The 25,948-nt window shown below is 67.0% G+C and carries 22 protein-coding genes and 1 pseudogene; 13 read left to right on the forward strand and 10 right to left on the reverse strand.

Going from position 1 to position 25,948, the window contains the following annotated elements; translation table 11 throughout:
• Positions 1-6 precede the first annotated feature (6 nt).
• The 4 genes from Q4E25_RS00165 to hemW are packed head-to-tail and all read right to left on the reverse strand — an operon-like array spanning position 7 to position 4,126.
• Entirely contained in the window at positions 7-741 is a 735-nt protein-coding gene (locus Q4E25_RS00165; protein ID WP_303152722.1) for a 16S rRNA (uracil(1498)-N(3))-methyltransferase, read from the reverse strand.
• Positions 741-1,883, reverse strand: coding sequence for a molecular chaperone DnaJ (gene dnaJ, locus Q4E25_RS00170; RefSeq protein WP_303152724.1), 1,143 nt, complete (start codon positions 1,881-1,883; stop codon positions 741-743). The genes Q4E25_RS00165 and dnaJ overlap by 1 nt, the downstream gene beginning before the upstream one ends.
• Positions 1,884-1,937: 54 nt before the next feature.
• Positions 1,938-2,966 carry a heat-inducible transcriptional repressor HrcA gene (gene hrcA / locus Q4E25_RS00175; RefSeq protein ID WP_303153170.1) on the reverse strand — a complete coding sequence of 343 codons (1,029 nt, stop codon included), beginning with the start codon at positions 2,964-2,966 and terminating at the stop codon, positions 1,938-1,940.
• A 23-nt stretch (positions 2,967-2,989) separates the two neighbouring features.
• On the reverse strand, positions 2,990-4,126 hold the full coding sequence (gene hemW, locus Q4E25_RS00180) for a radical SAM family heme chaperone HemW (RefSeq protein ID WP_303152727.1): 1,137 nt from the start codon (positions 4,124-4,126) through the stop codon (positions 2,990-2,992).
• A gap of 168 nt (positions 4,127-4,294) precedes the next feature.
• On the opposite strand from hemW, the gene Q4E25_RS00185 reads away from it, so the two are divergent.
• Positions 4,295-5,710 (forward strand): hemolysin family protein, encoded by a 1,416-nt coding sequence (locus Q4E25_RS00185; protein WP_303152730.1) that lies wholly within the window; start codon positions 4,295-4,297, stop codon positions 5,708-5,710.
• Positions 5,707-6,771, forward strand: a complete 1,065-nt coding sequence (locus Q4E25_RS00190; RefSeq protein WP_303152731.1) for a CNNM domain-containing protein — start codon at positions 5,707-5,709, stop codon at positions 6,769-6,771. The genes Q4E25_RS00185 and Q4E25_RS00190 overlap by 4 nt, the downstream gene beginning before the upstream one ends.
• Before the next feature lie 96 nt (positions 6,772-6,867).
• Here the strand turns inward: Q4E25_RS00190 and Q4E25_RS00195 are convergent, their stop codons facing one another.
• Together Q4E25_RS00195 and Q4E25_RS00200 are read right to left on the reverse strand one after the other, a co-directional pair.
• Positions 6,868-7,554: a hypothetical protein gene (locus tag Q4E25_RS00195; RefSeq protein ID WP_303152733.1), complete on the reverse strand. Its 687-nt coding sequence runs from the start codon at positions 7,552-7,554 to the stop codon at positions 6,868-6,870.
• A gap of 152 nt (positions 7,555-7,706) precedes the next feature.
• Positions 7,707-9,548, reverse strand: a complete 1,842-nt coding sequence (locus Q4E25_RS00200; protein ID WP_303152735.1) for a long-chain fatty acid--CoA ligase — start codon at positions 9,546-9,548, stop codon at positions 7,707-7,709.
• Positions 9,549-9,639: 91 nt separating this feature from the next.
• Here Q4E25_RS00200 and malQ point away from each other — a divergent pair, with 91 nt between their 5' ends.
• Positions 9,640-11,721, forward strand: a complete 2,082-nt coding sequence (gene malQ / locus Q4E25_RS00205; RefSeq protein WP_303152737.1) for a 4-alpha-glucanotransferase — start codon at positions 9,640-9,642, stop codon at positions 11,719-11,721.
• Here malQ and Q4E25_RS00210 read toward each other — a convergent pair.
• Positions 11,702-11,863, reverse strand: coding sequence for a hypothetical protein (locus tag Q4E25_RS00210; RefSeq protein ID WP_303152738.1), 162 nt, complete (start codon positions 11,861-11,863; stop codon positions 11,702-11,704). The genes malQ and Q4E25_RS00210 overlap by 20 nt on opposite strands.
• A gap of 11 nt (positions 11,864-11,874) precedes the next feature.
• A complete protein-coding gene (locus Q4E25_RS00215) occupies positions 11,875-12,003 on the reverse strand; it encodes a hypothetical protein (RefSeq protein ID WP_303152740.1) in 129 nt (42 codons plus the stop codon).
• 49 nt (positions 12,004-12,052) lie between these two features.
• Between Q4E25_RS00215 and Q4E25_RS00220 the strand changes: the two genes are divergently transcribed.
• Positions 12,053-13,330 carry a carboxylesterase family protein gene (locus tag Q4E25_RS00220; protein ID WP_303152743.1) on the forward strand — a complete coding sequence of 426 codons (1,278 nt, stop codon included), beginning with the start codon at positions 12,053-12,055 and terminating at the stop codon, positions 13,328-13,330.
• On the opposite strand, the gene idi is transcribed toward Q4E25_RS00220, so the two are convergent.
• Positions 13,322-13,876, reverse strand: coding sequence for an isopentenyl-diphosphate Delta-isomerase (idi, locus tag Q4E25_RS00225; protein ID WP_303152745.1), 555 nt, complete (start codon positions 13,874-13,876; stop codon positions 13,322-13,324). The two genes, Q4E25_RS00220 and idi, sit on opposite strands and share 9 nt — an antisense overlap.
• On the reverse strand, positions 13,873-14,406 hold the full coding sequence (locus Q4E25_RS00230; protein ID WP_303152747.1) for a hypothetical protein: 534 nt from the start codon (positions 14,404-14,406) through the stop codon (positions 13,873-13,875). The genes idi and Q4E25_RS00230 overlap by 4 nt, the downstream gene beginning before the upstream one ends.
• A 121-nt stretch (positions 14,407-14,527) precedes the next feature.
• On the opposite strand from Q4E25_RS00230, the gene Q4E25_RS00235 reads away from it, so the two are divergent.
• From Q4E25_RS00235 to Q4E25_RS00275, 9 genes and pseudogenes are all read left to right on the forward strand, one after another.
• A complete protein-coding gene (locus Q4E25_RS00235; protein WP_303152748.1) occupies positions 14,528-16,366 on the forward strand; it encodes an ABC transporter ATP-binding protein in 1,839 nt (612 codons plus the stop codon).
• 44 nt (positions 16,367-16,410) lie between these two features.
• Positions 16,411-17,742, forward strand: a complete 1,332-nt coding sequence (gene brnQ, locus Q4E25_RS00240; protein ID WP_303152750.1) for a branched-chain amino acid transport system II carrier protein — start codon at positions 16,411-16,413, stop codon at positions 17,740-17,742.
• 85 nt (positions 17,743-17,827) lie between these two features.
• Positions 17,828-18,826, forward strand: a pseudogene (locus tag Q4E25_RS00245) (LLM class flavin-dependent oxidoreductase).
• Positions 18,826-19,590: a GntR family transcriptional regulator gene (locus Q4E25_RS00250; RefSeq protein ID WP_303152752.1), complete on the forward strand. Its 765-nt coding sequence runs from the start codon at positions 18,826-18,828 to the stop codon at positions 19,588-19,590. The pseudogene Q4E25_RS00245 and the gene Q4E25_RS00250 overlap by 1 nt, the downstream one beginning before the upstream one ends.
• Before the next feature lie 19 nt (positions 19,591-19,609).
• Entirely contained in the window at positions 19,610-21,106 is a 1,497-nt protein-coding gene (locus Q4E25_RS00255; protein WP_303152754.1) for an ABC transporter substrate-binding protein, read from the forward strand.
• Complete coding sequence (locus Q4E25_RS00260; RefSeq protein WP_303152756.1) at positions 21,103-22,032, forward strand: ABC transporter permease; 930 nt, start codon at positions 21,103-21,105, stop codon at positions 22,030-22,032. The genes Q4E25_RS00255 and Q4E25_RS00260 overlap by 4 nt, the downstream gene beginning before the upstream one ends.
• Complete coding sequence (locus tag Q4E25_RS00265) at positions 22,029-22,832, forward strand: ABC transporter permease (protein WP_303152758.1); 804 nt, start codon at positions 22,029-22,031, stop codon at positions 22,830-22,832. Before Q4E25_RS00260 ends, Q4E25_RS00265 begins: the two co-directional genes overlap by 4 nt.
• Positions 22,825-24,162: an ABC transporter ATP-binding protein gene (locus tag Q4E25_RS00270; protein ID WP_303152760.1), complete on the forward strand. Its 1,338-nt coding sequence runs from the start codon at positions 22,825-22,827 to the stop codon at positions 24,160-24,162. Before Q4E25_RS00265 ends, Q4E25_RS00270 begins: the two co-directional genes overlap by 8 nt.
• Positions 24,163-24,174: 12 nt before the next feature.
• A complete protein-coding gene (locus tag Q4E25_RS00275) occupies positions 24,175-25,860 on the forward strand; it encodes an FUSC family protein (RefSeq protein WP_303152762.1) in 1,686 nt (561 codons plus the stop codon).
• Positions 25,861-25,948: the final 88 nt, after the last annotated feature.

Below are 25,948 nucleotides of genomic sequence, written 5' to 3' on the forward strand. Positions count from 1 at the left end.
GCAAGGCTACCAGCGCTGCGTGCGCACGCCGAGGGCGGCCAGCGCCACCATCGCGGCGGTGGCGGTGCGCAGAACCTCGGCGCCCAGCTTGACGGGGGTGGCGCCGGCCTCGGTCAGCCGCGCCAGCTCCTCCGGCCCGATGCCCCCTTCGGGGCCTACCAGCAGGTAGATCACCTCGGCGCCGAGCTCCACGTTCTTGATGGACTCGGTGGCCTCCTCGTGCAGCACCAGGGCGCGAGCGCTCTGGATCTCTTGGGCCAGCTGCGGGGTGCTCAGCGGCCCGCGCACCGCCGGGATGCGGCTGCGCCGGGACTGCTTGGCCGCCGCGGTGGCGGCCGCCTCCCACTTGGCCAGGGCCTTCGGCGCCTTCTTGGCATCCCAGCGGGCCACGCAGCGATCCGCCTGCCACACCACGATCTCGTCCGCCCCGGCCTGGGTGGCCAGATCGACGGCAAGCTCGGCGCGCTCGGACTTGGGGATGGCCTGGACCACCACCACGCGCGGGGTAGGCGCGGGATCGAGTACCACGGCATCCACCGTGGCCGTCAGCTGGTCCTTGCCGCTGACCTCGGTGATGGTGGCGTCGACGCGGAGCCCGGAGCCATCGACAAGCTGCAGGCGCTCGCCCGCCCCCATGCGCTTGACCGTCACCGCGTGGCGAGCCTCCGGGCCCTCCAGCGCCACGGGGTGGGCGGGCTCGGCAGCGCTGAGATCGGGGTGGATGAAGACCGGCAAAGACATTATCGGCGGAACCTATCGCGGATGCGGGAGAAGAGAGACTCGCCGTGGCCATCACCGGACTGGCGGATTTCGGCGCCCTCGTTGCGGGAGGTGCGGATCTTCTCCAGGGACTCGCGGGTCTTGCGGTCCAGGTCCGTGGGCACCACCACGTCCACGTGGGCGTGCAGGTTGCCAAAACCATCCGTGCGCAGGCGCGGCATGCCCTTGCCCTCAACGGTGATGGACTCACCCGGCTGGGTGCCCGGCTCGACGTCGATGGTCAGCTCGGTGCCGTCGAGCTGCTCGATGGTGAAGTTGGTGCCGAGGGCGGCGTCGATCATCGGCACGCGCACGGTGAGGTGGAGATCGTCGGCATTGCGCTCGAAGACGGGGTGCGGCTGGGTGGTGACCTCGACGTAGAGATCACCGGCCGGGCCGCCACCGTGGCCCACCTCGCCCTGGGAGGCCATGCGGATGCGCATGCCGTCGCCGATGCCAGCGGGGATGTTGACGGTGAGATCGCGGCGCTTCTTCACGCGGCCGTCGCCGCCGCAGTGACCACAGGGATCGGTGATGACCTCGCCGTAGCCCTGACACTGTGGGCAGGGGCGGGTGGTCATGACGTTGCCCAGGAAGCTGCGCTGCATCTCCTGGACCTCGCCCATGCCGCCGCATCCCTGGCAGGTCACCGGCTTGGACTTGGAGGCAGAGCCGGTGCCCTCGCAGCGGTCACAGAGCACCGCGGTGTCCACGGTGACCTCCTTGCGCAGGCCCGAGTAGGCCTCCGCCAGAGTGATGGTGGTGCGCAGTAGGGCGTCGTTGCCGGGCTGCACGCGCGAGCGCGGGCCGCGGGAGCCGCCGGCGCCGCCGAAGAACTCGGCAAAGATATCGCCCAGGCCGCCGCCCCCGAAGCCACCAAAGCCGCCGGCGCCGCCGCCGCGCTCCTCCAGGGGGTCGCCGCCCATGTCCACGATCTGGCGCTTCTGGGGATCGAGCAGAACCTCCTGGGCCACGGAAGCCTCGCGGAACTTCTCGGCTGCTTCGTCGTCACCCGGGTTGACGTCGGGGTGGTACTTGCGGGCGAGCTTGCGGTACGCCTTCTTAATTTCGGCGTCGGTTGCGGATTTATCTACACCAAGAATGCCGTAGTAATCACGAGCCACTTACTGTCGTCCTTACTAATTCAGGTTGAGTCACGGGTTATCAAGAAAGCCAGCTTACTCGCCGGCCAAAATCTCACTGACATAGCGTGCAACAGCGGAGACTTTAGAAATTGTTCCCGAGTAGTCCATGTACGTCGGCCCCACCACGCCGAGCCCGCCCAGGGTGGCGTCGTCCGAGCCGTAGCCGGCGGCCACCACGGAGGTCTGGCGCAGCTGATCGGACTCGTTTTCCTCGCCGATCACCACGGAGACATTGCCCAAATCCGGCACGCTGGCCAGCAGCTTAAGCACCACCACCTGCTCCTCCAGGGCCTCGATGATGGAGGCCAGGCCCTCCGGGAAATCACGGGCCACGCGGGTCAGGTTGGAGGTGCCGGCCATGATGAGGCGGTCGGAGGGCTGCTCCACCAGGGTCTCGATGAGGGTCGTGGCGGCCTTGAGTAGGTGGTGGCGAATGTCCAGGGGCGCGGAGGCAACCAGCTCGGCCAGCTCCACGGAGGCCTCGCTGAGCGTCTTGCCGGCCAGCGCGGAGTTGAGAATATCGCGCAGGCGGTGGGTTTGCTCGGGGTCGATAAGCTCGTCGAGCTCCACGTTGCGCTGCTCCACGCGCCCGGTGTCCGTGATGAGCACCAGCAGCAGGCGCACCGGGGAGAGCGCCACAACCTCCAGGTGCTTGACGCGGGAGACCTTGAGGGTGGGCAGGGCCACCACGGCGGCCTGTTTGGTCAGCTGCGCCAGCAGCTGCACGGAGCGGCGCAGCACGTCCTCCATGTCCACGCCGTTTTCCAGGAAGCTGAGCATGGCGCGGCGTTCCGGGGCGGACAGCGGCTTGACGTGGTGCAGGGAGTCAACAAAGTGCCGGTAGCCCTTCTGGGTGGGCACGCGCCCGGAGCTGGCGTGGGTTTGGGCGATGAGCCCCTCGGATTCCAGCACCGCCATGTCGTTGCGGATGGTCGCCGAGGACACCCCGAGCTGGTAGCGGTCCAGCAGGGCCTTGGAGCCCACCGGCTCCTGGGAGGCGATGTAGTCCGCCACGATAGCGCGCAGCACCTCTTGGCGGCGTGCGTGGGTGGTCGAGGACACAGAGGCAGACGCAGACATGGGCCCTACTCTACTTCCTCCGCCAGCAGCAGATCGGTGATGATGCCGTCGGCCAGCAGGCGCCCGGGCTTGGTCAGGCGCAGGCGGGGTCCTGCGTGCTCGAGCAGGCCGCGCCCCACGAAGCCTTCCACCGCGCCGGCCGCCGCCGGGTCCAGCCACTCGGCGGGAATACCCTCGCGCAGGCGCAGGCCCAGCATGATCTTCTCGGTGTGGCGCTCGGCGGGGCTTAAGGCTTCCGAGTCCTTGATGGGCAGGGTGCCCTCGCCCAGCGTGGCGATGTAGGTGCGCGGGTTCTTCACGTTGAAAAAGCGGGTCTCATCCAGGTGGGAGTGCGCGCCCGGGCCCGCGCCCCACCAGTTGCCGTCCACCCAGTAGATGCGGTTGTGCTGGCACTCGCCGCCGGGCTTGGCCCAGTTGGAGACCTCGTACCACTCAAAGCCGGCCTCCTCCAGCGCGGAGGAGATCAGCTCGTAGCGCCGGGCCAGGACGTCCTCGTCCGGAGCGGGCAGCTCTCCCTTCTTCACCTTGCGGGCCATGCGGGTGCCGTCCTCCACGATGAGCGAGTAGGCGCTGACGTGGTCCACGCCGGTGTCCAGCACCCGCTCGAGGGTGGCGCGCACGTCCTCGTCGCGCTCGGTGGGGGTGCCGTAGATCATGTCGAGGTTGACGTGCTCGAAGCCGGCGTCGAGGGCCTCGCGCGCGGCGTCGAAGGCCCGCCCCGGGGTGTGCGCACGCTCGAGGACCTGGAGCACGCTGGAGGACGCCGACTGCATGCCCAAGGAGACGCGGTTAAAGCCGGCGTCGAGAAGCCCGGCAAAGTACGCCGGGGAGGTGGACTCCGGGTTGGACTCCGTGGTGACCTCCGCGCCCGGGGCCAGGCCAAAGGTCTTCTGCACCGTGGACAGGATGCGGCCCAGCCCCTCCGCGCCAAGCAGGCTCGGGGTGCCGCCGCCGATGAAGACGGTCTGCGCCGGCCTGCCCACGCGATCGGCGGCCATCTCCAGCTCGCGGTCGAGCGCGTCGAGGTAGCCGGCGGTGAGATCGCCTCCCAGCTCGCCCGGGGTATAGGTGTTGAAATCGCAGTAGCCGCAGCGCGAGGCGCAGAAGGGCACGTGGATGTACACGCCAAAGGGTTCGCTCATGCCCACCTACCCTAGCGAGGCGCACCGAGGATGTAGCCCTGTGCCCTGGAAAAGATGTATTCTATTGCGCAGTTCCCCCCCAATTTGTACACCTCAGTCAGAAAGGCACCCTGAGTGGAACCTCCGAGTCGATGTCCCCGCCGCCGCGTAAAGGCGGTGGGGTAAGCCGTGTTATCCGCAATCCTGATGATCCTGGCGGGCTTTGCCGTCATCGGTCTGATTATCGTGGCAAACGGTTATTTTGTGGCGCAGGAATTTTCCTTCATGTCCGTGGACCGCGCCCAATTGCGTCTGCGCGCCGCCGAAGGCGATAAACAAGCGCAGACCGCGTTGAAAATTACGCAGAAAACCTCTCTCATGCTCTCCGGCGCACAGCTGGGCATTACTATTACCGGCCTGCTCATCGGCTACGTGGCCGAACCGCTGGTGGGCCAGGGCATTGGCGCCCTGCTGGGCGGGGTGGGCGTGCCCACGAGTGTGTCGGTGACGGTGGGCACCATCCTGGCGCTGGCCATCTCCACCATCGCGACGATGCTCTTTGCCGAGCTCTTTCCCAAGAACTTCACCATCGCCGCGCCGATGAAGACCGCGCTGTGGCTGTCTGCCTCGACGCTGTGGTATCTCAAGGTCTTTGGTTGGCTCATCCACTTCTTCGAGTACTCCTCCAACGCACTGCTCAAGCTGTGCGGCATCGAGCCGGTGGCGGATATCGATTCCTCCGCCACCACCGATGATCTGGAGTCCATCGTGGACGCCTCGCACGAGACCGGCGACCTGGATGAGAACACCTACCTGGCGCTTGACCGCCTGCTCGATTTCCCCGAGCACGACGTCGAGCACGCCATGGTGCCGCGCTCGCGCGTGGACGTCATCGATCCGGAGACCACCATCGGTGAGGTCCGCGCGATGATGGCGGAGAACCACACCCGCTACCCCATCATCGACGATGAGCACAATCCCATCGGTGTGGTGCACCTCTACGACGTCCTGGGCACCGAGCTTCCCGACGCCACCCTCGCCACCGAGATCATGCACGAGCCGGTGGTGGTTCCGGAGCTCATGCCGCTTCCCGACGTCGTCACGGAGCTGCGCGACGCCGAACAGAAGATGGCCTGCGTCATCGACGAGTACGGCGGTTTCGTGGGCATTGTGACCATGGAGGACCTGGCCGAGGAGATCCTCGGCGACGTCACCGACGAGCACGACCTCGAAGAGACCGAGGAGATCACCGAGCAGGACGAGAGCCACTGGTTGGTGGACGGCGATACGCCCATCGACGAGGTGGAGCGCGCCATCGGCCACGACCTGCCCGAGGGCGACTTCGAGACCGTGGCCGGCCTGCTCATCGCCCACTCCGGCGCGCTGCCCGAGGAGGGCGAGGTGCACACCATCGAGCTCGAAGCCGAGCCCGAGGACTGGGTCGACGGCGACGAGGCCCCAGTGCGCAAGCTGCGCATGCGGGTCGAGGAGATTGACCGCCACGTGCCCTCCACCCTGGCCCTGGAGCTCATCGAGGAGTTCGAGGACGACGAGGACGAGCAGCACCACGGGCACAGCAACGAGAAAGAGGAGGCCAGCCGATGACCGATACCTGGTGGTTTAACCTGCTGGTAACCATTCTGATCATTGTTGCCTCCGCATTCTTTGTGGTCATCGAGTTCTCGCTGATGGGCGCGCGCCGCAACCGCCTGGAGGAGACCGCGGAAACCTCGCGTGCCTCGCGCGCTGGGCTGCGCTCCCTCAACGAGCTGACCATCATGCTGGCCGGCGCCCAGCTGGGCATTACGGCGGCGACCTTCGTGCTCGGTGCCGTGACCAAGCCCTGGGTGCACCACCTGCTCATGGGCCCGCTGGAAGCGCTCGGTCTGCCGCTGGGTGTGGCTGACGTTGTCTCCTTCATCTTGGCGCTGTTTGTGGTGACCTTCCTCCACCTCGTCATCGGCGAGATGGCCCCGAAGTCCTGGGCTATCACCCACCCGGAGACCGCCCTGCAGCTCATCGCGGTGCCGGCCCGCGGCTTCATCTGGCTCTTCCGCCCCTTGCTCAAGTGGATCAATAATATGGCCAACAAGCTGGTCATCGCCGCGGGCGAGGAGCCCGTGGACCGCGCGGGCGCCGCCGGCTACGACGCCGCCACCCTGCGCCACCTGGTGGAGCACTCCCGCGCCACCGGCACGCTGGATGACGACTCCGCGAACCAAATCAGCGGCGTCATCGAGCTGGAGGCTTCCACCGCCGGCGCGCTGGCCCGCGAGCACGGCTCGGAGGTTATGCCCCTGTCCTCCGACGCCACCGTGGCGGAGCTGCAGGATCTCGTGGTGCGCAAGTCCGTCATGCGCGTGCTGGTCTACGGCAAGGACTCCCGCTTCCCGCGTGTGGTGCACGTGCGCGATACCCTCCTGGCAGATCCGGACACCCCGGTGCTGGAGTTCTCCCGCCCGGCGGTGAACGTGGCCTCCTCGACCACCGTGGCCAAGACCCTGGACCACATGCGTGCCCGCAACGAGCAGATCGTGGTGGTGGGCAAGCCCGGTAAAGACAAGACGGTGTGGATCCTCACCTGGAACGACATCATGGGCCAGCTCTGGCCGCAGATTACCGAGCAGCTGGATCAGGCCGCTCCCGCCAAGAACACTGGCATCTAGACAAACAGAAAAGACAAACGCCGCCGAGAGAGGGAATCTCGGCGGCGTTTCAGGTCTCCTTGTGTGTTGGTAACAAGGAAGCTTGTTGTTGCGGGCCTATGCCGTGGTGGCTGCCTTGCGGGCGGCCTCGCGCTTGGCGCGGACTCGGGCCACGATGGCGTTAACACGTGCACGCTCCTCCAGGAAGGGCGGCGGATTGTGCCCGCGCATCGTGCGCACATAGGCCGGGTGCGCATCGACCACGGTGTGGTGCCACGCCTGCACCGCGATGAGCGTGGACTGGCCAGCGCGCTTGTACAGGTGTGGCAGCGAGACCATGTCCAGGTTGCGGGCCACGGCGTCAGTTTGCCCCAGCACATACTCCACTAACTCGCGCAGGTAGGCCGTCACGGCCTCGGTCCTAGCGCAGAGTGTCGCGGCAAGCTCCGAGACCACGATGGTCGGCCCGCTCATCGGCAGGGCTTCATCCAACGAGCGGGCAGTAAGCTGCACCGGCTCTTCGATATCGAAATCGCCGGAGGAGGCGGCGGAAATGGTGCCGGACTTCAGACCGGAGACCAGCGCGTGGCGCAGCCCGATGAGCTCGCCCACACAGCGGCCGGAGTCAACGCGGGCATCCTCAACGATGTCCCCCAGTTCGGCCAAGCAATCCATGGCCAGTTCGTCATCCCAATCCTCAATCGCTTCAATGAGGTGCTCGATGTATTCCACGACTTCGTCGCCGATGTTGTAGATCTCCTGCGTGAGCTCGCGGTGGCGCAGCTCGGCGGCGATTTTGTGCATGTGCTTTCCAGCCGCTCCTTTCCGCAATGCCCGGAACCTCTAGTAAAGGTTGAGAGTTTGTTTGACCCCGCTGACTTTATTCCAATTCCTGTCAGCGGGCTGCGCGACACTCCGAGCGGATTCACAGACTCCGCAAAGCGCGGGGTTCGCGCCTACTTCTTGCCCGAGTAAATCTGATCAATCGCACTGGCATAGCGCTTCGCCACAACGTAGCGCTTGACCTTCATCGTGGGGGTCAACTCGTTGCTCTCCTCGGTGAGGTCCTGCTCCAGGATGTAGAACTTCTTGATGCCCTCGGCGTGCGAGACAGTCGCGTTGACCTGGTTGATGGCGTCCTGGATCTCGGCGCGCAACGTCGGATCCGTGGCCACCTCCTTCATCGGGCGGGAGGCCGGGATGTTGTGCTCGGCCTTCCAGCGGCCCAAGGCGTCGTCGTCAAGCGTGAGCAGCAAGCCCACGAAGGGCTTGCCGTCACCAACCACCATCGCCTGGGAAATGAGCGGGTGGGAGCGCAGGAGATCCTCCATCGGGCCGGGCGAGACGTTCTTGCCGCCGGCGGTGACAATGAGGTCCTTCTTGCGCCCGGTGATGATGAGCTTGCCCTCGTCGTTGATCTCACCCAAGTCGCCGGTGTTATACCAGCCATCCTGCAGGGACTCCGCGGTGGCCTCCGGATTGTTCCAGTAGCCCTTGAACACGATGTCGCCCTTGATGAGGATCTCACCCTCCTCATTGATGCGGTAGGTGGTGCCGCCCAGGGGCGGGCCCACGGTGCCGATGGTCTGATCCACAAAGTCCACCCCGGCGGCGGCGGCGACCTCCGTGAGGCCATAGCCCTCATAGATGGTCACGCCGATGCCGCGGAACCAGTGCAGCAGATCCGCGGAGATGGCCGAGCCGCCAGAGATGCAGTAGCGCACCTCCCCACCCATGGCCTGGCGCACGGTGGAGTACACCAGCTTGTCAAAGAGCTTGTGGCGGGCCTTGAGGAAGCGATCAGGGCCCTCCGGGGTATCGAGCGCCTTGGAGTACTCGATAGCCACCTTCTCCGACTGATCAAAGATGGCGCCCTTGATGGCGGAGGAGGAATGCGCCTTGGCGGAGGCGGCGTTGCGCACCTTCTCAAACACGCGCGGCACGCCCAGGATGAGGTTGGGGCGCGAGCGGGCGAACTCGATGGAGATGGTGCTGAAATCGGACCAGTGGTTCTGGGAAGCGCCGCTGATGGCCACCGCCAGGGAGACCGCACGGGCCAGGACGTGCGCCAGGGGTAGGAAGGTGAGCACGTGCGAGCCGGGCACCGCAATGGCGCCGATGGGGTTGGTGAGCAGGCCGCGCACCTCCGCCAGCCAGTTGCGGTGGGTGATCATGCAGCCCTTGGGGCGCCCGGTGGTGCCGGAAGTGTAGACCAGCGAGGCGATGTCATCGGTCTTGGTGTCTTTGATGCGCTGGCGGATGACATCGTCAGAGATCTCGCGACCCTCGAACTTCAGGGTGTCGATGGCCGAGGAGTTAATCTCCAGGATGCGGCGCAGCTGGGAGGGGGAATCCTTCAGCTGCGGGGTGCCGTCCTCGTGCAGCTTGAGGTGCTGCACCAGCTCGGAGTGCTCGCGGGTTTCCGTGATGGCCAGAACGGAACCGGAATCCTCGATGATCCACTGCACCTGGGAGAGGGAGGAAGACGGGTAGATCGGCACGCTGATGGCACCGGCCGCCCAGATGGCGAAGTCCAGCAGCGACCACTCGTAGCGGGTGGCAGACAGCAGTGCGATGCGGTCCCCCTGCTCGATGCCGGAAGCCACGAGGCCCTTGGCCACGGCGAAGACTTCTTCCGCGAACTCCTTGGCGGTGACGTTGATCCACTCGTAGTTGGCCGGGCGGGTAAACATCACGCCGTGCGGCCGGGCGCGGGCCGTCGCCAGCATGGCGGTCAGGCAGGTCTCGCCTTCTTCGATTTCATACTCAGCAGGAGTATGTACTTCTGGTAAAGTCACGGTACTTCCTTTCCTATATAAAGCAATTCCAGCCCACTCTACCAACCACTCCCCCGGCGCGCGCTTCATTGACATGGCAGAATGTGGCGATGTGACTACCCGCAAACTGCTTGAAGAGCTCGCGGCCCGCCACTCGGTGGCCAGCGAGTACACCTCCCAGTCTGGCCACCCCGTCTTTGTCAGCGATGACACCCTGACGTACACGCTGCGCGCGCTGGGCGTAAATATTTCCGAGCGCCCCGACGCCGACGAGCTCACCCACGCGCTTTACGAGGACTACCTGGAGCGCTCCTCCCGCCCGCTGCCGCCTGCGGTGGTGGCCCCGCAGGGCGTGGAGAAGCAGTTTGCCGTCCACGTCCACGACGGCGATCCCGCCGAGGTCTCCATCGAGTTGGAGGATGGCTCCACCCGCCCGGCCTACCAGGACCCCAACGACGCCCCGCCTGCCGACGTCTCCGGGACCACCTGGGGCGAGGCCTCCTTCCACATCCCGGGGGATCTGCCGCTGGGCTTCCACACCCTGCACCTGGATTCGCCGGGCATCGGCCACCACGAGTGCCCACTGATCATCACCCCGGCGCGGATTACCACCGCCGACGATTACCTGGAGCGCCCCGCCGCCGGCGTCATGGCGCAGCTGTACTCGGTGCGCTCGCGCGGCTCCTGGGGCATCGGCGACTTCGAGGATCTGGCGCTGTTGGCAGAAAAGCTCGCCCCGGAGGCAGACTTTCTGCTCATCAACCCGCTGCACGCCGCCGAGCCGCTGCCGCCGGTGGAGGATTCCCCCTACCTGCCCACCACCCGTCGCTTTATCAACCCGCTCTACCTGCACATCGAGTCCATCCCGGAGCTTGAGCTCTTGGCCCCGGAGCTGCAGGAGGACGTGGAGGAACTGGCCCAAGAGTTCCGCGAGCGCAACCACAGCGCCGAGCAGATTGACCGCGACACCATCTTCGAGGCCAAGCTGCAGGTGCTGCGCGAGCTCTTTGCGCAGGACTCCCCCGTGGAGCGCCAGGAGGCTTTTGCCGCCTTCCAGCGCCGCGAGGGCATGGGCCTGCACCAGTTCGCCCTGTGGTGCGCGCAGCAGGAGCTGGCGCGCTTAAGTGGCCAGCGCCACGCCGAGGATATCGACTTAGGCGAGCTGACCCGCTTTTATGCCTGGCTGCAGTTCCTCTGCGACGAGCAACTGGCCACCGCCCAGCGCCGCGCGCTGGCCGCCGGCATGCGCATCGGCCTCATCACGGATCTCGCGGTGGGCGTGCACCCGGGCGGGGCGGACGCGGTCAACCTGGCCGAGTACCTGGCCCCGCAGTGCTCGGTGGGCGCGCCGCCGGATGATTACAACCAGCAGGGCCAGGACTGGTCCCAACCTCCGTGGCACCCTGTGCGCCTGGCGGAGGCTGGCTACCAGCCCTGGCGGGAGATGGTGGCCACCGTGCTGCGCAACGCTGGCGGGGTGCGCGTGGATCACATCCTGGGGCTCTTCCGTCTCTATTGGATCCCGCGCATGGCCTCGCCGCTGACCGGCACCTACGTCTACTACGACCACGAGGCCCTGCTGGGCATCCTGGCGCTGGAGGCCCAGCGCGCCGGCGCGGTGCTCATCGGCGAGGATCTGGGCACCCTCGAGCCCTGGGTGCAGCACACGCTGCGGGATAAGGGAGTGCTGGGAACCTCCATCGTGTGGTTTGAGCGCGACGAGGACAACCGCTCGCCGCTGCCGCAGGAGAAGTACCGCCGGCTGGCTTTGGCCTCGGTGAACACCCACGATCTCCCGCCCACGCTGGCCTACCTGCGCGGCGAGCACATCGCGCTGCGCGCCCGCCTGGGGTTGCTCACCCGCCCGGTGGCGGAAGAGGAGGCGGAGGACCGCGAGTGGCAGCAGGCGGTGCTGGCCGCGGCGGGCAGCTCTGTGCAGGCCAGTGACGAGGACAAGCTCATCGCGCTGCACCGCTTCATCGCGGGAACCCCCTCGGCGCTGAGCTGCACCAGCCTGGTGGACATGGTGGGAGACCTGCGTGCCCAGAACCAGCCGGGTACCACCCACGAGCTCTACCCCAACTGGTGCCTGCCGCTGTGCGATAGCGAGGGCCACCCCGTCCTGCTGGAGGACCTGGATTCTCTGGAGCTCTACGGCCAGGTAGCCGCGGCTGCTAGAAGAGCGCGCCGATAAGGGCGACGATCACCACGAGCGCGATCATGGCCCACAGGGTCACGCCCACCCGGGACTTGGGCAGGGCGCGCTTACGGCGCTGCTGCGGGGCGCGCTCGGGGTCCCAGAGGCCCTCGCGCGGATCTTGGGGTGCTGATGACATGGTCATCTACCTTAGTCCGCGGGGCGCAGGCGGCGCCAAGTGGCGTCGATAAGCCACATCAGCCCCCACGCCAGGACCACCGCGGCAGGCACGGCGACGAGCACGAGCACCGTCATCTGCGCCCAGACGGGAGATTGCACAATCCATTCCATGTGCGTCAAGTTTACCCACCCCGGTACAGTCTCCCCCATGAGCAACGTTGAGATCGCCTGCCCGGCTGGCACAATCACCGGCTACCAGCGCGGCGAGGTGAACTACTTTCACTCCATCGATTACTCCCTCATCCCGGGGGACTTCGAGGACCCGCAACCCGCTCCTCCCCGAGACCAGGACGCGCGCACGCCGCGCCCGGAGGCCATCGCGCTGAGCATCACCGCCCCCGCCGAGGCCCACGACGCCCCCGTTGTGGTCTACATCCACGGCGGACGCTACGAGCACGGCACCCACGAGGATGCCCGCGCCGAGGGCACCACCAACGCCGAGGCGGGAATTGTGCAGGTGCAGCTGGGCTACCGAGTGGGGCTGGCCGGGCTTGCGCGCTTTGCCGACGACGAAGCGGATCACTACCGCGCCATCGAGGACCTGCAGCTGGGCCTGGAGTGGGTGCAGTCCAACATCGAGGCCTTCGGAGGCGATCCCACCAACGTCACCGTGCTGGGCCAATCCGCCGGGGCCAACGCGGCGCTCTGGCTGGCCCGCCGCGACCACTACCGCGGCGCCTTCCGGCGCCTCATCGCCCTCTCCCCCGGCTTTCCTCGCGAGCGCTTCGAGGTGCGCGAGCCCGCCCTGCGCGAGGCACTGGGTGTACCCGTGACCCGCGAGTCCCTCGCCGCGATGGATTCGGAGAAGCTCGCCGCGGGCTACCGGGCCTTCCGCAAGAAGTACACCCTGGACATGGCGCTGGGCCCAGCCCCGCTGGACTGCTCGCAGCTGGCGGAGATCCCCATCGTGCTGGGCACCACCCGCGACGAGTTCTACGCCATCCCCGCCACCCAGAAGGTGGATAAGTCCTTCCTGCGCAAGCTCATCGTGCGCCACTACGCCCCGCGCTTTGGGCTCAGCCACAACGCCTTCGAGTCCTGGTACCAGATTGCCCGCTACCTGGATAAGGAGCGCCCCATGGGCCGGCTGGTGGGAGATTCCATCCTGCGACGCTGGGCCGTGCAGGTGGCCGAGGAAGCCCCGGGCCCCACGTGGATGATCGAGTTCGTGGGCGAGCACTCCCCGGCGCTGCACTGCGCGGAGCTGCCGCTGCTCTTCGGGGTGGATACTGGCGAGCCCGCCCGGGTGCTCAATGGCTGGCTGCAGGACTTCCTGCGCCACGGCGAGCCCGGCTTCGAGCAGTACCGCCCCGATCACGCGCTGTGGGAGTTCGCGCTGGATACCGGCGCGCAGCGCATGGCGCACGGCAGCCTGGACTACATCTCGGCGGCCTTCGGCCAGGGCTCCGCGCCCGGCCTACTGTAGGGCGGCGCGCAGCTTTTCGTGCGCCAGCTCCTCTACCATCCAGGGGCTAAAGGCAAAGGGGGTGGCCTCCGCCGCGGCGATGAGATCGCTCACGCGTGCCCAGGCCAAGGAATCCACCTCATCCGGGTTGGGGGCAAGGGTGGCATCCTCGGCCAAATGCGCGATGAAGACCGGGCAGATTTCATGTTCCACAATGCCGGAGGAATCCACCGCGCGGTAAGCAAAGTCCGGCAGGACCTCGCGCAGCTCCAGCAGCGCTGAGCTCTCCAGGCCCAGCTCCAGCTGCGCGCGGCGCATAACCGCCGCCGCGTTCTCCTCGCCCGGGCCGGGGTGGCCGCAGAAGGCGTTGGTCCACACGCCCGGCCAGGTCTGCTTGCTCAGCGCGCGGCGGGTGAGCAGCACCTCTCCCCCGCGCACCAGCCAGGTGGAGAAGGCAAAGTGCAGCGGGGTATCGGTGGTGTGCACCTGGGACTTCTCCGCGGTGCCGATGGCCTCTCCTGCCGGCGAGGCTAGGACGACGAGCTCCTTGACAGAATCGGTACTCACAGGTTGAGTGCTCCCACGTAGACTATGTTCCCGATGTGCAAGCGCGCATTCCACAGGTTGCCCGGCGCGGTGTCGAAGCGGTACTGCAGGTTAGTCGAGGCCCCCGCGCCCAGCGGGTAGTCCAACCCGGGGGCTGCCACGTTGGTGTTGACCTCCGGGTCATAGGGCAGCATGTCTACCTTGGCCCAGCCGCCGTTGCCGTCGGCGCGCTCCAGGACGGGATCCTCGATGGCGTCGACAGGCAGGGGCACCTCGTTGAGATTGTGCACCTTAATGGTCACCACGGTGCCGGCCACGCTATCGGAGTAGAGGCTCTGCAGCTCGAACTCCACATTGAGGCCGGGGTCCTTGACCGGGGCGGAGAGATCGGTGCTGACCTCCTTCTCCTTTACCTTCTGTGGCTCGAAGCTGGGCACCTCGGAGCTGGAGACCACGATGTTGTTGTTCAGCCCGGTGTCCTGGGGCTGGAGGATGCTGCAGCCTGACACCGCGAAGGCGCAGAGCAGGAGGGCTGGAAAGGTCTTGTTCACCGCAGAAGAATCCTTGTGCATCACGACGACAAATAAAAGCTGCCCACTACCTTAATGCACAGCGGCCCCAGCCTTCGAAGCGGTGTGCATGTCAACAACCCGGCTGGCATACTGTTGCCCCGTGAACTCTGTCCTCCGCATCGCCCGCAGCGCTTCTGCCCTGTGGCCTTTCTATCTTGGTGTCCTTATCACGGCGTCGATCACCGCGGCGCTCTCCCTGCTCAGCCCGTTTATCCTGCGCGAAGCCACCGACGCCATCGTGGCCGGTGATTCCTTAAGCATCGTGGTGTGGATGGTGCTTGCACTCTTTGCCGCCGACGCCGTGGGTTCCCTGGTCAAAAACATCGGCGGCTACCTGGGTGACGTCATGGTCGCGCGCCTACGCCAGATCCTGTCCACCCGCTACTTTGCCAAGCTGCTCGCGGTGCCCCAGAGCTACTTTGATAACCAGGTCACCGGCACCATCATCGCGCGTCTGGACCGCTCGATCTCCAACGTCACGCAGTTCATCCAGTCCTTCTCCAACAACTTCTTTGTCATGCTCATCCAGGCGGTGGCGGTGCTTGCCATTACCACCTGGTACTACTGGCCGCTGGCCCTGCTGCTGGCCGCGCTCTTTCCCATCTACATGTGGCTGACCGCGCTGACCTCCACGCGCTGGCAGAAGTTCGAGGCCATCAAGAATGAGAACATTGACATCGCCAACGGGCGCTTCGCGGAGGTGGTGGGCCAGGTCAAGGTGACCAAGTCCTTCGTGGCGGAGGTCCGCGAGCTTGACGCCTTTGGCCGCCGCTACCGCACGGTGGTGGACACCACCCGCCCGCAGTCGCGCTGGTGGCACTCCATGGATACCGCCCGCGGCGTGGCCATGGCCGCCATCTTCATGGGCATCTATGGGCTCATCTTCTGGCGCACGCTGGAGGGCCACTTCTCCCTGGGCGATATGGTCATGCTGCTCCAGCTGGTCAACCTGGCCAAGCAGCCGGTGTTCATGATGAGCTTCATCGTCGATCTGGCGCAGCGCGCCGTGGCCGGCTCCAAGGACTACTTCAAGGTCATGGAAGAGGCCGTCGAGCCCACCGCCAACCGCAGCCTGCTGGCTGCCACCGAGGCCTCCGACGTTCCGCGGCTGGACCTGCGCCCGGCCCAGCCGCTGCAGCCCACCGGGGACTCCGCGGTCTTTTCCTTCCAGGACGTCTCCTTTGCCTACGAGGAGGACAAGCCGGTGGTGGAGGAGATCACCTTCTCCGTGCCCCGCGGGCACAAGATTGCCCTGGTGGGCGAGTCCGGCGGCGGCAAGTCCACGCTGGTCAACCTGCTGCTGGGGCTCTACCAGCCCAGCAGCGGCCACCTGCGCGTGCTCGGTCACGACGTCGGCGAGCTCAGCGCGGAGCGCCTGCGCGCCTCGGTGGGCGTGGTCTTCCAGGAGTCCTACCTGTTTTCCGGCACCATCCGGGAAAACATCGCCTACGGCAAGCCGGGGGCCAGCCAGGAAGAAATTGAGAGTGTGGCCAAGCGAGCCAACGCCCACGACTTCATTAAGGCCTTCCCGGAGGGCTATGACACGGTCATCGGCGAGCGCGGCCTCAAGCTCTCCGGCGGGCAGAAGCAGCGCGTGGCGGTGGCGCGCGCCATGCTCAAGGACGCCCCCATTTTGGTGCTCGATGAGGCCACCTCCGCCCTAGACACCAAGGCTGAGCGCGCCGTGCAGGCGGGCCTGGATGAGCTCATGCGGGATCGCACCACGCTGATTATCGCCCACCGCCTGTCCACGATTGCCCACGTCGATACCATCATCACACTGGACCGCGGCCGCATCGATGAGATGGGCAGTCCGGCCGAGCTCGCCCGCAGCGGCGGCATCTACGCCCAGCTTTTGCAACTCACCCAGTCCTCCTCGGTGGCGGACCGCCAGCGCCTCAAGCGCTACGGCTTCGTCGGCGAGATACCAAATGACTAGTAGGAATTTTTGAATCTCACCCCGTGGGCATTATCGTCTAAGAAATGTCCACTAATGCCTCTGCCTCGCCGAACACCGGCACCACGACGTCCTCCCCCGCGGCCACCATCGTGGTGGCCGCCCTCATGCTGTTTTCCATGTTCTTCGGCGCGGGTAACCTCATCTTCCCGCCCATGGTGGGTGTCAATTCCGGCACCAACTTCTGGCCGGCCACCCTGGGATTCCTCGCCGCGGGCGTGCTGCTGCCCGTCTTCGCCGTCTTCGCGGTGGCGATCTCCGGACAGTCCGTGCGTGACATCGGCAACCACGGCGGCAAGTTCTTTGGCGTGGTCTTCTCCGTCATGGCCTACCTGGCCATCGGCGCCTTCTACGCCCTGCCCCGCACCGGCGCGGTCTCCATGGAAACCGCCATCACCCCACTCTTCGGCTGGGAGGGCACCCTGGCCAACGGCGCGTTCAACACCGTCTTCTTCCTCATCGCCCTCGCGCTGGCCTGGCGCCCCAACAGCATCATCGACACCCTGGGCAAGTTCCTCACCCCGGCGCTGGTCATCCTGCTGGCCCTGGTTATCACCCTGGCCGCGGTAGCCAACCCCCGCACCCCTGGCACGCCGACCGAGTCCTACGCCTCCGCCGCTTTTGCCACCGGCCTCTTCGAGGGCTACAACACCATGGACGCCATCGCTGGCCTGGCCTTCTCCATCGTCATCGTCTCCTCCCTGCAGTCCAAGGGTTTCCGCAAGGGCGGTGAGGTGCTGCGCGGCACCATCGCCGCGGCCACCGTCGCCGGCGTCATCCTGGGCGCCATCTACCTGGGCCTGGCGTGGATCGGCCAAACCATGCCCAACGGCTCCTCCTATGACTCCGGTGCGCAGCTGCTTGCCGACGCCTCCAACCTCACCCTCGGCTCCGCCGGCCAGGCCGCCTTCTCCGCCATCGTGCTGCTGGCCTGCATGACCACCGCCGTGGGACTCATCAGCGCCACCTCCGAGTTCTTCGCCATGCTGGTGCCCAAGACCACCTACCACCTATGGGCCTGCATTTTCACCGCGATGTCCATCCTCTTTGCCTTCCAGGGCCTGGACACCGTGCTCTCCGTGGCCGTTCCCTTCATCACTTTCCTCTACCCGCCGGCCATCACCCTGATCCTCCTCACCCTGCTGCAACCGCTGCTGGGTAAGTGGATCACCTTCACCTGGGGCTTCCGCCTGGCGCTGTGGGTCTCCGTGCTGTGGTCCGCCGCCACCTCCCTGGGCGCACCCCTGGACTTTGCCCCCGGCCAGTCCCTGGGCCTGGGCTGGATTGTGCCCACGGTCATCGCCTTCGTCCTCGGCGCGGCCTACAGCACCGTGACCTCACCGAAAAGGCCTGCGTAAAAAGTCTGCACAAGAGCGCGTACAGTGAGGGGGAACCTGTGCTTTCCCTCTCGATGCAAAGGAGACTCTTGCTGTGACGCTTGCTGTGACGCACCGCGCTCGCCTGTCCGTCCTCGACTTCTGCACCATCTACCCCGGCGAGAACGCCGCGCAGTCGATGGAGCGCTCAGTGGAGCTGGCCCGCACCGCCGAGAAGCTGGGATACACGCGCATGTGGTACACCGAGCACCACAACATGTCCACCATCAGCTCCTCGGCGCCGGCCGTGCTCATCGCCCACATCGGAGCCAAGACCGAGCGCATCCGCTTGGGCTCCGGCGGCGTCATGCTGCCCAACCACGCGCCCTACGTAGTGGCCGAGCAGTTCGGCACCCTGGCTGAGCTCTACCCCGACCGCATCGATCTGGGTCTGGGCCGCGCCCCTGGCACCGATCAGAACACCCTGGGCCGCGCGCTGCGCCGCGACGCCCACGCCGCCGAGCGCTTCCCCGAGGACATCCGCGAGCTGCAGGGCTACCTCTCCGGCAAGTCCCTCATCCCGGGCGTGCAGGCGGTGCCGGGCGCCAACACCAACGTGCCCATCTACGTCCTGGGCTCCTCCATGTACGGCGCCTCCCTGGCCGCCAAGTTCGGCCTGCCCTACGCCTTTGCCTCCCACTTCGCCCCCACGCACCTGGAGGCCGCCACCTCCTACTACCGCGAGAACTCCCAGCCCTCCGAGCACTGCGAGAAGCCCTACGTCATTGCCGGCGTCAACGTCACCGCCGCAGAGAGCCAGGAGAAGGCCGCCGCCGAGTTCGACCGCGTGTGCCACAACCGCGTCAAGGCCTTCGCCGGCCGCGGCAAGTTCCTCACTGACTAGCAAGTCGAGCAGATCCGCGCCTCCTTCCAGGGCCAGCAGATCCTGGCCATGCTGCAGTACTCCGCCGTGGGCACCGGTGAGGAGGTCAGCTCCTACCTCGAGCAGTTCCAGCAGCTGGCCGGCGCCGACGAGCTCATGGTCTCCCTGCAGTCCTCCTCCCACGACGAAGTCCTGCGCAACATGGAGATCCTGGCCGGGTCCTGGTTCCCGAAGGCACAGTAATGGCGCCCCGCGACACCCAGCGCCACGTCAAGATCGCGGAGTACCTGCGCGGCTTGATCAGCAGCGGCGAGCTCAACCAGGGTGACGTCATCCCCAGCGAGGCCGAGCTCTGCGAGCAGTTCTCCGCCTCCCGCGGGCCCGTGCGCCAGGCCATCGCCACTCTGCGCTCCGAGGGGCTCGTCTCCTCCGGGCGCGGCCGCCGCTCCATCGTGCTGGGCCGCTTCGTGGCCGAGACCTTCGAGCACATCATCTCCAACACCCACTGGCTTAGAGACCGCGGCTATGAGGCCGAGCAGAAGACGCTGTGGATGGCCCGCCGCCCCGCCCCGAAGGGCGTGGCCGAGTTCCTACAGCTCGAGGAGGACTCCCCCGTCATCTTCCTGCACCGCGTGCGCAGCGCCAACGGCGAGCCGGTGATCGTGGAACGCCTCTACTTCCCGCTGGAGATAGGCCGGCCGCTGCTGGAGCTCGACTCCAGCTCCGGCTCCGACTCAGTCCATGACTTCCTGGACGCCCGGGGAGTCAACTTCGACAGCGCCCACCGCCAGCTCTCCTTCGTCCTGGCCAGCGAGGAGGATGCCCGATCACTGGGGGTAAGTGAGGGCACCCCGCTGTGGCGGGTACGCATGGAGATCTCCGATCCCTCCGGCCGCCCCATCGAGCTGGCCGATAATCTTTACCGCGCCGATAACCTCGTGCTGGGCATGACCACCGTGCGCGGCTCCACCTCCCCGCTGGAAATCATGTTTGCTAAGCCTGAGTAGGGCCGTATACTCTGCTTGCATGAAGAAACTTGGCTTGGCCGCCTCGGCCATGTCCCTGGCCATGACGCTGGGCTTAAGCGGGTGCTCGGCCGGGCACACCGCCGTCACCGCCACCGAGGGCGACACCCAGGCGGTCACGCTGGCCACCACCGCGGCCGCTACCTCTCTCGACTTCACCACCGTCGGCGGAGCCGCCATCCCCGCTGCGCTCATGAGCAACGTCTACGAGACCCTCGTGCGCATCGACGAGAACGGCGAGATCGTCCCCGCCCTCGCCGAGAGCTGGGAGGCCACGCCCACCCGCTACACCTTCCACCTGCGCCGCGGGGTCACCTTCTCCAACGGCGAGGAATTCACGGCGCAAACCGCGGCCTTTTCCATCCTCAACACCCGGGATAACTGGAGCAACGGCATCTCCTCCCAGATGGAGGTGGTCGCCGACGCCCGCGCGCTGGACTCCCACACCCTCGAGGTCACGCTGGCGCATCCCTCCAACCGCTGGCTGTGGTCCATGGGCACCGCCATTGGGGCGATGATGACCCCGAGTGGCGTCGACAAGCTAGCCACCGAGCCCGTGGGCACCGGCCCGTTTACCGTGGATAGGTTCTCCCCCGGCGAGTTCATCGCCCTGCGCACCCGCGCGGACTACTGGGGTACCCCCGCCGCCGAGGACGTGACCATCCGCTACTTTCCCGACACCATCTCCGCCGTCAACGCCCTGCGCTCTGGCGGCATCGACGCGGTGTGGGCGGTGCAGAACCCGGAGCTGCTCGATACCCTCGAGGATTCCATCCACACCGCGGTGGGCACCACCAACGGCGAGGTTCTGCTCTCCATGAACAACAACGCCGAGCCTTTCGATGACCCCCGCGTGCGCCGCGCCGTGGCCTACGGGGTGGACCGCGAGGCCGCCAACCGGGTGCTGTGGTCCGGCATGGCCGCCGACACCGGCGGCGCGCCCGTCCCGCCCACCGATCCCTGGTTCAGCCAGCACGATTACTATCCCTTCGATCCGCTGCGCGCCCGGCAGCTCATGGAGGAGGCTGGCGCGGTGGGCACCCCGCTGACCATCACCACGCCGACCCTGCCCTACGCCCAGACCGTCTCCGAGCTGCTCTACTCGCAGCTCAGCGAGATTGGCTTCGACGTCACCCTGGAATCCGCCGAGTTCCCCGCGGTGTGGCTGGGCCAGGTCATGGGCACCAAGGACTACCAGATGTCGCTGGTGGCGCACGTCGAACCGCGCGATATCCCCACCCTCTTTGGCAACCCCGATTACTACCTGGGCTACGATTCTGCCCGGACCCGCGAGCTCCTCGCCCAGGCCGACGAATCCCCGGCCGGCCGCTACCCGCAGCTCATGCGCGAGGCCGTGGATGAAATCATGAACGACGCCGCAGCACTGACCCTGATGAACATGCCCAACATCGTGCTCTACCGCGATGGCCTCGACGGCCTGCGCCCCAACCAGGTCACCGACGCCCTCGAGCTGCGCTACGTCAAGGAGCGCGCATGACAGCCCTGCGCGTCATCGGACGCTTCCTGCTCACCCTTTTCGCGGCCTCCGTCATCATCTTCCTGCTCATGCGCGCGGTTCCCGGCAACCCGGCGCGCGTAGCACTGGGTGTCAACGCCACCGAGGAGGCCGTCGCCGAGCTGAGCACCGCCTTAGGCCTCGATCGCCCGCTGATGGCCCAGTACGCTGAGTGGATGGGCGGGCTGCTGCGCGGGGATTTCGGCGTGTCGCTGTCCTCTCAGCAGGACATCACCCCGCTGGTGCTCGACCGCGCCCAGGTCTCCCTCATCATCGTGGGCCTGGCCATGCTCCTCGCGCTTGGTGCGGCTATCCCGGCCGGCATGTGGCTGGCGCAGCGCACCGCCCCGCTGGCCTCGGCAGCCACCCAGGTGGGCATCGCCATGCCCAGCTTCCTCGTGGGTATCGTGCTCGTGGCCATCTTCGCGGTGCGCCTGGGCTGGCTGCCCGCCAACGGCTGGACCCCGCCCAACCAGGGCTTCGGCTCCTTCCTGGCGCACCTGGTGCTGCCGGTGATTTCGCTGGCCCTGGTGCAGGGCGCGATGCTCACCCGCTACGTGCGCTCGGCCATCCTCGACGTCATGGATCGTGACTACATCCGCACAGCCCGCTCCCTGGGGCTCACGCCTGCCCAAGCGCTGCGCCGCCACGGCCTGCGCAACGCCGCACTGCCGGTGCTCACGGTCACCGGCGTGCAGTTGACCACCCTGGTGGTGGGCGCGGTGGTTATCGAGTCGGTTTTTGTCATCCCCGGCCTGGGCAGCATGCTTCTCGACGCCGTCTCCACCCGCGATCTCACCACCGTCCAGACCCTGGTCATGCTGCTCGTGGCCTTTACGCTGACCATCAACGCGCTGACCGATCTCTCCTACCGGCTGGTCGATCCGCGCCTCAAGGAGGCCCGATGAGAACCGGATCCGTCCTCGTTGGTATCACCGCGCTGCTCGCCGTGGTCTCGCTGTTCTGGACGCCCTTCGACCCCAACCAGGCCTCCGCGGACTACCTCCTTGGACCGTCGGCCGAGCACCTCCTGGGCACCGATCGCTTCGGCCGCGACACCCTCTCGCGCATCATGGCCGGCGCCCAGGTCACGCTCGTGGTGGGGGTCATCGCCGTGGGTATCGCCGCCGGCCTCGGGGTTCCCCTGGGCATCCTGGCCGGCATGAAGCGCAAGCCGGGCACCGTCATCATGGCCGGCGCCGATCTGCTGCTGGCCTTCCCCGCCCTGCTACTGGCGATTATCGCCGGCGCGGTCTGGGGCCCCTCGACCCTCACCGCGATGGTGGCCATCGGTATCGCCGGCGTTCCCTCCTTCGCCCGCGTCACCCGCTCGGGCACCCTGCAGATCATGACGCAGGACTACATCGCCGCCGCGCGGGTGTCCAAGGTGCCCTCCGCAGTCATCGCCGTGCGCCACGTGCTGCCCAACCTCACCGGCATCATCATCGTCCAGGCCTCCGTGTACTTCGCGCTGGCTATCCTGGCCGAGGCCGGCCTGTCCTACCTGGGCCTGGGCACCGCGCCGCCGACCGCCTCCTGGGGCCGGATGCTGCAGGACGCCCAGTCCCTGCTGGGCACCAACCCGCTACAGGCGCTGTGGCCGGGTCTGGCCATCGCCTCCACGGTGCTGGGCTTCAACCTGCTTGGCGACGCCCTCCGTGACCGCCTCGATCCCCGCCTCAAGAAGGGAGCACGCCGCCGTGCTTAGTGTCAGCAACTGGTGCGTGGGAGATCTGCTCGGCCCCGTCAGCTTCGAGGTCGCCCCCGGCCAGCGCCTGGGCATCATCGGCGAGTCCGGCTCCGGCAAGTCCCTCACTGCCCTGTCCATCATGCAGCTTTTGCCTGAGGATCTGCCCACCCGCGGCAGCATCACGCGCGGCGACGCAAAAATCGCCATGGTCTTCCAGGAGCCGATGAGCGCGCTGGATCCGCTCATGCGCATCCGTAAGCAGCTGCGCTACGCCGGGGCCGACCCGGCAGAGGCGCTGGCCAGCGTTGACCTGGACCCCGCCCTGGCCGCGCGCTACCCCCACGAGCTCTCCGGCGGGCAGCGCCAGCGCGTGCTCATCGCCATGGCCATGGCCCAGCAGCCGGATCTGCTCATCTGCGACGAGCCCACCACCGCCCTCGACGCCAGCACCCAGGACGGCATCCTGGATCTCCTCGAGGAGCTCGTCACCGCCCGCGGCACCGCGCTGCTGTTTATCACCCACGACCTGCGCGTGCTGCGCCGCATGTGCCCTGAGGCCATCGTCATGCGCGACGGGCAGATCGTGGAATCCGGCGACGTACTCACCCACCCCACCCAGGACTACACCAAGCAGCTCATCGCCGCCTCCGAGCCCAAGCCGCCCGGGCCCGCGCCGCAGCTGGGTGAGCCCATCATTACTTTGGAGCACGTGAGCAAGCACTACGGCAAGGCCATCGCCCTCAATGACGTCACGCTCAGTGTGCGCCAAGGCGAGCGCCTGGGCGTGGTCGGCGGCTCCGGCTCCGGCAAAACCACGCTGCTCAAGCTCATCTCAGGGCTGAGCCAGCCCAGCTCGGGAAGGGTGGACGTCGCCAAGCGAGTGCAAATGGTCTTCCAGGACCCGCAGGGCTCCCTCAACCCGCGCCTGCCCATCTGGCGCTCGGTGGCCGAGGGCAAGAAGGGGGCCAGCCGCGCGGAGGTGGCCGCCATCCTGGAGGAGGTCGGAATCAGCGGCAGCCTTGAGCGCTACCCGCACGAGTTCTCCGGCGGCCAGCGCCAGCGCATCTCCATTGCCCGCGCGCTCATCGGCAAGCCGGATATTCTGCTGGCAGACGAGGCCGTCTCCGCCCTCGACGTCTCCGTGCGCGCGCAGATCCTCGACCTGCTGGAAAGGCTCGTTAACGCCCACGGGCTGACCCTGGTGTTCATCTCCCACGATCTGCGCGTGGTGCGCCAGATTTGTTCCTCGGTGGCGGTGATCTACCGCGGCAGCATCGTCGAGTCCGGCGACATCTGGGAGAACCCGCAGCACGAGTACACGAAGAAGCTGATTGCCGCGGCGCGCTAGAGTAGTCACGTCATGACTGCTGCCTCTTCTCACCCGCTGCCCTCTCGCCCCAGTGCCCTCCAGCTCTTTCGCGCCTTCGACACCTCAGCGCGCCGCTGGCCCGGGGCGCTGCGGGCAGCACTGGCGATTCTCATTCCCGGCGCCATTGCCAACCTCACCGGCCACTCCTACGCCGTGCTGCTCGTCGCCGCGGGCGCCTTCGCGGTGATCTACGGCGAGGGATACCCCTACCGCACCCGCCGCCGCGTCATCCTCACCGCCGGCGCGCTCATCGTGGTCGCCGCCACCGTGGGCGCTTTCGTGGGCGAGCTGGTCTTCGCCCCGGGCCACGGGCGCTGGTGGCTGCTGGTCTCCGCGGCATTTAGCATCACCCTGGCCGCCACCGGCTCCTTCGTACAAAACGCGCTGCGTCTGCCGCCGCCGGGCTCCTTCATGATCGTCATGGTGGCCGGCGGCTCCACCATGCTCGCCCGCACCGACATCATGCCCTGGCAGGCCGGCGTGTGGAGCCTGGCCGGAGTGGCCACCGCCTACCTGCTGGGCATGGCCCCGCGCCTGCGCGATCCGCACGGCCCCGAGACCCGCTCCGTCCTCGCAGTGGAGAAGGCCGCCCGCGCCTTCGAGAACGCCAGCACCGACGTGCTCGCCCGCCACCACCAGGCGCAGACCGCGCTCTACAACGCCTGGCAGGCGCTTGCCGACGCCGGCATCATCCGCGGCGGCCGCATCCTCCAGCCGGAGCAGGCGGGACTGGCCGAGCGCGTCCTCGAGGCCCAGGCGCGCATCGTGGCCCACAACCAGGCCCTCGACCTGCCCACCAACTCTGACGAACTCTCCGATACCCCCACGTACGTCGACCCCGCCCGCACCGCCATCCCGCACACCAAGCCGACGATGCGCTACCGCTTCTACCGCGCCGCCGTGGGCAACTCTCATGCCACCATCACCGCGGAGAAGATCATCATCGCCGCCACCCTCACGGCTGTCCTCGGCGTGGCCCTGGGACTGGACCGCCCGGACTGGGGTGCCGTCTCCGTGCTGCTGGTGCTGCAGTGGGGCCCCGACCGCATCCCCGGCACCATCCGCGGCGTCCACCGCATGCTCGGCTCGGCGCTGGGCGTGGGTCTGTTCAGCCTCATCGCTGCCTTCGGCCTGCAGGAGTGGACGCTGCTCATCGCCTTGGCCGCCTGCCAGTACTGTGCCGAGATCTTCGTGGTGAAGAACTACGCCCTGTGCGTCATCTTCTCCACCCCGCTAGCCCTGCTCATGGGCAACTCCTCACAGGACCTGGGGCACACGGTGACCATGCGCATCTGCGAGATCGCGCTCTCGGTGCTCTTTGCCCTCGCGGTGCTGTGGCTGTGGAAGCCCGGCGCGCAGGTGACCAACCACTACCGCCTCCAGGCGCGCTGCGAGGAGGCCATGCAGGCACTCCTGGGCGCGCTGCTGCTCAAGACCCCCGATGAGTCCCTCGCCCTGCGCCGTGACCTGCAGTACGAGCTGCTCTCCGAGCGCCGCAGCGTGCAGTCCATCGCGGTGAACAAGCCCGACGCCATCAAACGTTTTTGGCCACGCCACGTGGCCCTGCAACACGCCGGCTACTTTCTGCTGGACTTTTGCTCCGTGGGCCCGGACGCCCGACCCACCCGCGAGGAACTCGACGCGCTCATCCGCGAGGTGCGAGCCGCGCAGGCCTAGTGCGCGAACGCGGAAAGCAGCAGGGCGTCATCGAGCACGTGTTCTTCCACCCGATCGAAGATGGCGAAAGCCTGCTCCAACTCTTCAA

Source organism: Corynebacterium sp. (assembly GCF_030532325.1).
Classification (GTDB): Bacteria; Actinomycetota; Actinomycetes; order Mycobacteriales; family Mycobacteriaceae; genus Corynebacterium.